7 protein-coding genes are annotated in these 8744 nt (G+C 40.1%); 5 read left to right on the top strand and 2 right to left on the bottom strand.

Translation table 11 applies throughout. The features are described from left to right. Nucleotides 1-609: 609 nt before the first annotated feature. On the bottom strand, nt 610-1695 hold the full coding sequence (locus HWQ37_RS24495) for a coiled-coil domain-containing protein (RefSeq protein WP_292752052.1): 1086 nt from the start codon (nt 1693-1695) through the stop codon (nt 610-612). A 53-nt stretch (nt 1696-1748) separates the two neighbouring features. Then, nucleotides 1749-2732 (bottom strand): coiled-coil domain-containing protein, encoded by a 984-nt coding sequence (locus tag HWQ37_RS24490; RefSeq protein ID WP_292752049.1) that lies wholly within the window; start codon nt 2730-2732, stop codon nt 1749-1751. 514 nt (nt 2733-3246) lie between these two features. Here HWQ37_RS24490 and HWQ37_RS24485 point away from each other — a divergent pair. From HWQ37_RS24485 to HWQ37_RS24465, 5 genes are all read left to right on the top strand, one after another. Continuing rightward, a complete protein-coding gene (locus HWQ37_RS24485) occupies nt 3247-3999 on the top strand; it encodes a winged helix-turn-helix domain-containing protein (RefSeq protein ID WP_292752047.1) in 753 nt (250 codons plus the stop codon). A 53-nt stretch (nt 4000-4052) separates the two neighbouring features. Continuing rightward, nucleotides 4053-5372, top strand: a complete 1320-nt coding sequence (locus tag HWQ37_RS24480; protein WP_292752044.1) for a sensor histidine kinase — start codon at nt 4053-4055, stop codon at nt 5370-5372. A gap of 28 nt (nt 5373-5400) precedes the next feature. Beyond that, the gene (gene phoU / locus HWQ37_RS24475; RefSeq protein ID WP_292752055.1) at nt 5401-6069 is read left to right on the top strand and encodes a phosphate signaling complex protein PhoU; all 669 of its coding nucleotides are present in this window, start codon (nt 5401-5403) and stop codon (nt 6067-6069) included. Between the two features lie 427 nt (nt 6070-6496). Further along, complete coding sequence (locus HWQ37_RS24470) at nt 6497-7126, top strand: Crp/Fnr family transcriptional regulator (protein WP_292752041.1); 630 nt, start codon at nt 6497-6499, stop codon at nt 7124-7126. Nucleotides 7127-7257: 131 nt separating this feature from the next. Next, nucleotides 7258-8744 (top strand): iron uptake porin (locus HWQ37_RS24465; RefSeq protein WP_292752039.1); only part of this gene is annotated, 1487 nt, incomplete at its 3' end.

Raw genomic sequence — 8744 nt, 5'->3', positions numbered from 1 at the left:
ATCTTCGATATATAGATGCTCGTGACAATATGTTAGAGTTTTTGCCAGATAGTATTTGCGATTTGAAATTACTGGAGGATATCAACATAGAGAATAATCCCAAGTGGAATTGGAATTATATTCCAAAACATATCCTAAAACTATTGGAGTAAAATCGCCGATACATTGTATAGCTCGTAGTAAGCGATTTATCGCTTATTTTATGCACTAAACTACCCACTACGTTTAACCCGATTATTAAAATATTTTTATTAATTATATTATGGATAATTACCATGACCTTTGTATTTATCCCCTTAAAAGTGAAGGTTGCTACAGAGGTAACATTATTTACTAAGTTGTTTTAGTTAAACTTAAATTCTCTGTGATATATTTATGTAATCAATAATACCCGTAATGTAAATACCAAAACTTAGTATTATGTCTAGTCAAGAACAAAATTCCAACAAAGCATTAAAGCAAACGCAGGCTAGCCCAACGAAGAAGAAAAAAGTACAACCTCCCCCAGACCTCAAAAAACCAAAGAAAACTGAATAAAAAGCATTATAGTTACTTGCAGAGGCTTAAATTCAATTAAGTCTCTGCAATTTTCATCAAAAATAAATCAGCTTATTTATTTTTTGCTTGAGTCTTTGCCTGTTCTAAGGCTATTTCTTTGATTGCCTGATATGAATTAACATTTGAAGTACCTTCAATAGCTTTAACTGCCAAATCCTGAACTTGTTTGAGAGCGGATTCAAGTTGTTTAGAAAGATTTTGAATGCGCGTCTCTTGATTAGTTATAGTTTGTTCTAAAGATTGCAGTCTTTGTTCATAGAAACGCTTTTGCCCTTCCACTTCCTTAGAATATAAATCTGATTTTACTTTAGCTTGGTAGTGGGCGATGCCTTTGCCTTCTTCTGTAGCTTTTTTGATAGCTGCTTCTTTATCTTTCGGAAAAGCCTCTACCTTAGCTTTTAACTCTTCAAATTGTTTCTCTCTCTCAGAAATTTCTTTCTCCCGTTCAGCCCACTGCTTTTCTGTTTCTTGTAGTGATTCTTCCAATTGCTTATATAGCGCTTTCTGCTCTTGTTCGTATTCGTCATTTTGCAGTTGCCGCTGAAGTTCTAGATTATACTTGTACTCTGCTGCATCGCGTTGCCGAGTTTTATTCAAGTTTTCATTCCGTTCTTTTATCGCCCGTTGCTGTTCCTCTTGTTCTTTTCCCCAAGTATTTCTTTGCTCTAGTATTTCTTGGAATAACACTTCAGAACGTTGGCTATATTCTTCCTGATAAGCTTTAGTATTATCTTCATAGGCTTGGATGAGAGTATCCAAGATATCATCAGAAACTTCTAAATTATGCAGTTGTGTTAATTGTTGAATTTCTTCTTCTAAAGTTCGCCTTATTTCTTCTAATTTAGAGGCTTTTGTGGTTAGCTGTTCCGATAATTCATTAGCAGCACTGCCAAAACCTAATTGAATTTTTGCCAAGCTTTCAATTGTATTGTTCATTTTTTCTTGGACACTAGAAAGCTGATTCATAGCTATAGCTGTTTTTTGTTCTAATTTAGGCTGTTCTTTAGTTCCAGACTGGTTTTCTTGGGCAACTTTATCGAGTTCTGATTTCAGTGCTGCTTTTTCTTTTGCTAACTCCTCATACGCCTGAAGAATTTCTACTTTAGTATTCTTATCAGTCGGTTTTTTCCCCACCACAACAAACCTCCTCTTCAGGAATTCAAAATGATTAAGATGCTACGAACTCACAACTATTTAGGATTAGAACTACCAAAAGCCCTCATAGCTAAGTCTTGTGCTTGTTTTAACGCAGTTTGCAATTGAGCAGAAATCCCTTCTATTTGCTCAGATTGTTTCTTAATTGTTTCTTCCAGAGATTGAATTTTTTGTTCATAACTCTGTTTGTTAGATTCCCATTCTCTTTCAAATAAATCAGCCTCGATTTTAGCTTTTTGGCTGGTTTCTTTAATTGCTTCTTCTCTAGCTTTCTTAACGGCTTCTTCAAGTTCGTTAGGAAATGTAGTTACTTTTTGTTCATAGTCTGCAAAGAGTGGTTGGCGTTCAGCGAAGATTTTTTCTCGTTCTGTCCAATCTTTCTCTTTCTTTTGAGAATTTTCTTGTATTTCTCTTTGTTGTTGGCGCTTTATCCCCTCGTAGCTGTCTGTATTGAGTTTACGATTATTTTCTAACTTATACTGAAATTCTTCTTGTTCTTTCTGGCGATCTTTGGCTAATAAATCATTATATGCTTGGAGTTTTTCTTCATACTCCGCTTGCTCTTTTTGCCATTCTTTCCGCCTGGTTGTAATTTCTTTTTCTAGTGCTTCCCTTTTGCTAATAGTATCTTGTTCAAGAATTTTTAATTTTTCTTGGTGTTCTTGACTTAAAACATCTAAAGTATCCGCGACAATTCTGATTTGTTGCAGTTCTTGTAGACGTTGGGTTTCAATTTCTATAGCTCGGTTTAATTCATCTAACTTAGAATTTTCCTGAGCTAGTTTTTCAGATAATCCATTGAGAATACTACCAAACTCCAATTGTAAATCAGCTAAACCTTTGACAATACTATCAACGGTATATGCAGAAGCTACTTGCAGAATTTCTTGACTTTTTGCCTTTTCTGCTTCCTCTTGTTTGGTTGCTATTTTAGATTCAAGTTTTTTTCTTTGGATAATAATTTGTTGAAATGCTTGCATTAGTTGTTGTTTGCTGTCCTTGACTCCAACTGTAGTCATCTTCCAACTCCCTTCAATAGGCAAATGATTTATTGGGTAGCAAGCCATACCAATGACTACCCTATGCAGACATCAGAGTAGCCTTTTAATCAACATTTTTAACGCAGTGGAAATACTGAAATGATCCACATCTGAGACTTAGTGGGTACGAATTTTCCACATATATGTCCTTCTGTTTTTCAAGTATAGTTTTCCCTTGGGGACTTAATAGTATTTTTGTACTAAGATAAATATACCTAACCTAATCTCCTCTGTCAAGATAATCTTCATGCAATCAATAATGTCTTTGAATCTTGTGAAGACAGAATCGAAAAGTCAGTCCTTAATTAAAAAACTATTAGAACCTTGCAGCCACAGTAATTTATAATTTAGTAGATTGCCCTGGTATATGTTACTTTTTGTAAAGAAAACCTAAAGTAATTAACCCTAGTAGAAGCGTGGTTGCAGTAAGGGGAGATAATAGACTCGATCATCCTAATTGATACAAGCACAGTCCTAGACTTTTGTGATATCAATGTATACCAGCGAATCGACCAAGTACTCTGCCAGAACGGACATTGGCCAAACCAGCCGTATTCTAGTAGTAGAAGATGAAGAATTAATCCAGGAAATGCTAGCTGTAGCCCTGGAAGAAGAAGGTTACGGGGTGATAACCGCCCCCGATGGGCGGTCTGCTTTAGAATATCTCAAAAGTTTTGAAACCAATTCAGGGGAACTTCCCTTCGATCTGGTCATTCTTGATTTGATGCTGCCGCAAATCAATGGTCTAGATATTTGCCGTTTGCTGCGTCATCAAGGCAACCCAGTACCGATTTTAATGCTCAGTGCTAAGGGTAGTGAAACTGACCGTGTTTTGGGGTTAGAAGTGGGTGCAGATGACTACCTGACCAAACCCTTTAGTATGCGCGAGTTAGTTGCTCGTTGTCGCGCTTTACTCCGCCGCCAACGCCTAAGTAATTTGCCACAAATACCAGTATTAAAATTTAAGGATATCTCCTTAAATCCCCAAGAATGTCGCGTGCTGGTTCGCGGTCAAGAAGTGAGTCTTTCCCCTAAAGAGTTCCGCTTGCTGGAACTGTTTATGAGTTATGCCCGCCGGGTATGGTCACGGGAACAATTGCTCGATCAGGTTTGGGGGCCGGATTTCGTCGGCGATAGTAAAACTGTAGACGTTCATATTCGGTGGTTGCGGGAAAAATTAGAGGAAGACCCCAGCCATCCCGAATATATTGTGACTGTGCGAGGTTTTGGCTATAGGTTTGGATAATTAGTTTAGATAGTTGTTAGTTTTTAGTAGTCACCAAGAAACTAACAACTCAAATGCTTTTATTGGGATTTTTTCTGGGTTTAGCGGTAGGCATTGGGTTTTGGGTTTGGCAACAGGTTCAACTTAACCGCTACCTGGGCCGCTTACTCCGACCGTTAACCTTGCATTCTGACAAGATGGGACTGCTGCTGATTCCTGGGTTGCGGCAAGAAATAGCGATGGTGAAGCAGCAGCGGCAAGATTTGCAGCAGTCATTGCAAACTTACCAAAAGCTTCTAGATTTTGCACCAGTGGGATATTTGCAGGTAGATGAGGAAAATCAACTGCTGTGGTGTAATCGACAGGCGCAGGAGATTTTGTATTTGCAAGGGTGGCAACCAGAACAGGTACGCTTGTTGTTAGAGTTGGTCAGGTCTTATGAACTCGACCATTTAATTGAGCAAACTCGTGATTGGCAAAAACCACAGACGGGAGAGTGGATATTTCATCCATCTTGTGATGATGCGGCAGAGATGGCAACAATAAAATCTCTGGCTTTGCGGGCTTATAGCTTGCCTTTACCTAATGGACAAGTAGGAGTATTTTTAGAAAATTGTCAACCCCTATTAGATATAAATCAAATACGCGATCGCTCTTTTTCCGATCTAGCACACGAACTCAGAACGCCGCTAACTTCAATTCGCTTAGTTGTAGAAACTTTACAAATCCGCTTAGAACCACCTTTAAATCGTTGGGTTAACCGCCTCATGCAAGAAGTTGATCGGCTGATTAACTTAGTGCAAAGCTGGTTAGACCTTACCCAAATGGAAGCAAACCCAAATATGCAGTTGCAAGGCAAAGCTGTAGAATTGCGATCGCTGATTGCATCTGTTTGGGAAACACTAGAACCTTTGGCAGTGCGTCAACATCTGTCTTTTTCTTATTCTGGCCCCGAAAATCTCTGGATTAAGGCAGATGAAGCCCGGATTTACCAAGTTTTTCTCAACTTGCTAGACAACAGCATTAAGTACAGTCCTCCTTGCACAAGTATTTATGTTGAAGCGAAAATCTTATCAACAAACGATAACGATCCTGCTTCCCCAATCTTGGAAATAAATCTTATTGATTCTGGAGTCGGGTTTTCTGAAACAGATTTACCCCACGTTTTTGAGCGATTTTATCGAGGAGATAAGGCACGAACCCATTCCCCCCAAGATAGTAACTCCACAGGCGCGATCGTTGGTAATGGATTAGGATTAGCGATCGTTGAGCAAATTCTAATTGCTCACGGTGGTTCAATCAAAGCGATGAACCATCCAGAAACCGGTGGTGCGTGGATGCAACTCCAATTTCCTGAAGTTATGGCAAACTCCCCAACCCAAGACTATAGTTAGTAATATCTTCACCTTTGAGACAACAAGTGTGAAAGCCGTCGATTATACTCCCAATCCTCAAAGACCACAACTCGCACGCGCCATTAGGCGCTTAGAACGGGATGTATTACGCATGGGTGCTTTGGTAGAACAATCATTTCGCCTCAGCCACCAAGCGTTATTTACTCGTAACTTAACAGCAGCTGAAGAACTCCCCCGATTAGATAAAAAGATCGATCGCTTTTATCGTCAAATCGAATCAGACTGTACGGCTATTATGACCCTACAAGCGCCTACGGTTGCCGATTTGCGCTGCTTGAGTGCTTTTATGCAGCTGGTGCGAGATTTAGAGCGTATTGGCGATTATGCTGAGGATTTAGCTGAGATTGCGATCAAAATTTTTCCTTACACGCCTCATACGTCAATGCCCGACATTGAAGCTATGTCCCTTCACGCCCAGGCGATGCTAGCAACAAGCTTAAAGGCTTTGGGAGATTTCGACGAAGCTGGTGGCCGCCGTTTAAAGCATCTAGATGATACTGTAGACGATGCCTACGATCACGTTTATCAGACTTTAGCCCAACAACGAGATGTGCCTGGTGTCGTCGAGCCAATTATACTGCTGGCACTGGCAATTCGTTGTCTGGAACGCATGGCAGATCATGCTACGAATATTGGTCAAAGGGTAGCATATATTGTCACCGGTCAACGCTCCTAATTGATATACCGCCCAGATCCCCGACTTCTACCCTCCCGTGTCTACAAGAAGTCAGGGATCTAAATCCAACGATTTAGTAAGCACCATTCCAACCTACTGTTTTTATAATTATTCACGCCTACATACTTACTTCGTCTTCAGAAAATACCAAATAATTAAAAATAAGTTAATTCAATATTTTACTAAAAGCTTACCTGTTCTTAAACTTACAGAATTAAAGTAGAGGATAAACAACTAAAAATTTTGGCTCTATCTGACTGATAGATATCTTAAGCAAAAGTTGTTATCAGAATATTTTGAGTTAGTCCCTAGCTCTAATTGATAAAAATAGACTTTCAGATATACAGGTAAAATTTAATACAAATTATTAGTGTTTCTTAATGATTGTAAATAGCGAGATTCCCTGATAATTGTGTAGCCACGGTTAATGATGTATTCCCCAAGTCCTACTTCAAACTCTTCTGCCGTGTCAAATAGCTCTGCTTTCAGCAGACAATTATCCCAGCAGATATTTAGCCGGCGGGAGGTAATTCCACCACAAAATGACGTACTTTGGCGCATTGAATACGGTGCAGTTCGTACCTTAACGTGGAGTGAAGATGGAACATTCATCACTCTCGGTTATTGGGGACTGGGGGATCTGATTGGCTATCCTTTGTCTAAAGTCAAGCCCTACCAGATTGAATGTCTCACAGGTGTGGAAGTAAGCATTGTGCCAGCTGATTTGTGGCATCAAAATATTAATGCTTTGTTGTCTCATATTCAACAATCCGAGGATCTACTAAGCATTGTGCATCGAAAACCAATTTCGCTACGCTTATGGCAATTTTTAGTGTGGTTAAGTGAAAAATTTGGACGTGACGTAGATAAGGGCAAGCTAATTGATTTAAATGTTACCCATCAAGATATTGCTGAAGTGTTAAATACTACAAGAGTAACAGTTACCAGACTCCTACAGCAGCTAGAGGAAGAAGGAACAGTTTTACGTCACAAACGCCGCATTATCTTGCGCTTACCAAATAAATTAATTCAAAACTATAGTTCAGCACTATGTTAACTGAATTGCTTGTAAAAATCACAGGATAGAGGTATAATCGTGGCTGTGAATGTGTGTAAAATCCACGAAAAGAAAGTGTTTAAAGCACTTCTCGTGACTGGATTATTGTAGGTGTGAGTGAGATTAAAAACATGACCAAACAATTCTGGAATCTTTTTAAGGTTAGTCCGGTTATTTTAGCTGCTACATTTTTCGTTGCGAATAGTGCCTTAGCTGCTGAAGTCAAGGAACCGGTAACAAATGTTGCCCAGTTATCTGACACTCAAGAGTCTAACGACATGAGTCAGGTGACATCGGTTTCGCAGTTTTCGGATGTGCAGCCTACAGATTGGGCGTTCCAAGCTTTACAATCTCTAGTTGAGCGCTACGGCTGTATTGCAGGTTATCCTAACAGTACCTATCGTGGGAACCGTGCTTTAACCCGTTATGAATTTGCCGCAGGTTTGAATGCCTGTTTAGACCGGGTTAACGAACTGATTGCTACAGCTACTGCCGATTTGGTCAGCAAACAAGATTTAGCTACTTTACAGCGTTTACAAGAAGAATATTCTGCTGAACTAGCAACTCTGCGCGGTCGCGTTGATGGACTAGAAGCCCGCACTTCTGAGTTGGAAGCTAACCAGTTCTCCACTACCACCAAGTTGGTTGGGGAAGCAATTTTCGCCGTGTCTGACGTTTTTGGCGATAATAGAGCAGCTCGTGGTGGGAATCCTACTCAAGACTTGAATTATAACACCACTTTTAGCGATCGCGTTCGTTTGAACTTGTACAGCAGTTTCACTGGTAAAGACCAGTTACAAATCCGGCTGAATGCTGGCAATATCGTCTCCAATCGTGGTAATGATGCATTGGGTAGTGGTACTGGTACTAACATGAGCCGCTTAGGTTTTGATGGAGATAACGGCAACTCTGTTGTCATCGATAAAATCAACTATGCTTTCAACTTGACTGACTCAGTGCGTGTCAAAATTGATGCTACTGGTGCTGAATTATACGAAAACGTCAATAACTTCAACTCTGACTTTGCAAGCTCTGGTAGAGGTGCGCTCTCACGGTATGGTCGTTTCAGCCCCATATATCGTCAAGGTCAAGGTGGCGCTGGTGTAACTGTTACTTTAAATCCTAAAGGCGCTATCAGCTTGAGTGGTGCTTATATAGCTAGGACTGCTAATGACCCTACCCTGAATAATGGGTTGTTTGATGGTGATAACGCGATCTTTGGTCAGTTATCTTTCCAACCCACCAAAGCGTTTAATATTGGTCTAACTTACGCTCGCACTTATCAAACTGATGGTGCGGCTAATAACCTTTTCCAAGGTACAGGTAGTATTTTTGCCAACACTCCCTTTGGGGCTAACACTCGTACACAATCCAATAACTACGGTGTAGAAGCTACCTTCCAATTTAGTCCTCAGTTGGCTCTTAGTGGTTGGGGAGGTTATACAACTGCTGATGCGCTTACTGGTGCTAATGCAGGTGCAGATGCAGATATTTGGTACTGGGCTGGCGCACTTGCTTTGAAAGACTTTGGTGGCGAAGGTAACGTTTTAGGTGTTATCTTTGGTCAATCACCCAAAGTTACTGGTGGTAGCATCAAAAATGTCGCCGGCAATACTAC

Origin of the sequence: Nostoc sp. NMS4 (assembly GCF_017115095.1) — a bacterium.
In the GTDB taxonomy this organism is placed as follows: Bacteria; Cyanobacteriota; Cyanobacteriia; order Cyanobacteriales; family Nostocaceae; genus Nostoc.
Note: the sequence above shows the minus strand (reverse complement) of the source record. Positions and strands in the feature narration are given on the sequence as shown.

What these genes read in the sequence shown, in the direction of transcription:
- HWQ37_RS24490 (WP_292752049.1), bottom strand. Translation starts at nt 2,732, where the DNA reads ATGACTACAGTTGGAGTCAAGGACAGCAAACAACAACTAATGCAAGCA.
- HWQ37_RS24485 (WP_292752047.1), top strand. Translation starts at nt 3,247, where the DNA reads ATGTATACCAGCGAATCGACCAAGTACTCTGCCAGAACGGACATTGGC.
- HWQ37_RS24480 (WP_292752044.1), top strand. Translation starts at nt 4,053, where the DNA reads ATGCTTTTATTGGGATTTTTTCTGGGTTTAGCGGTAGGCATTGGGTTT.
- HWQ37_RS24470 (WP_292752041.1), top strand. Translation starts at nt 6,497, where the DNA reads ATGATGTATTCCCCAAGTCCTACTTCAAACTCTTCTGCCGTGTCAAAT.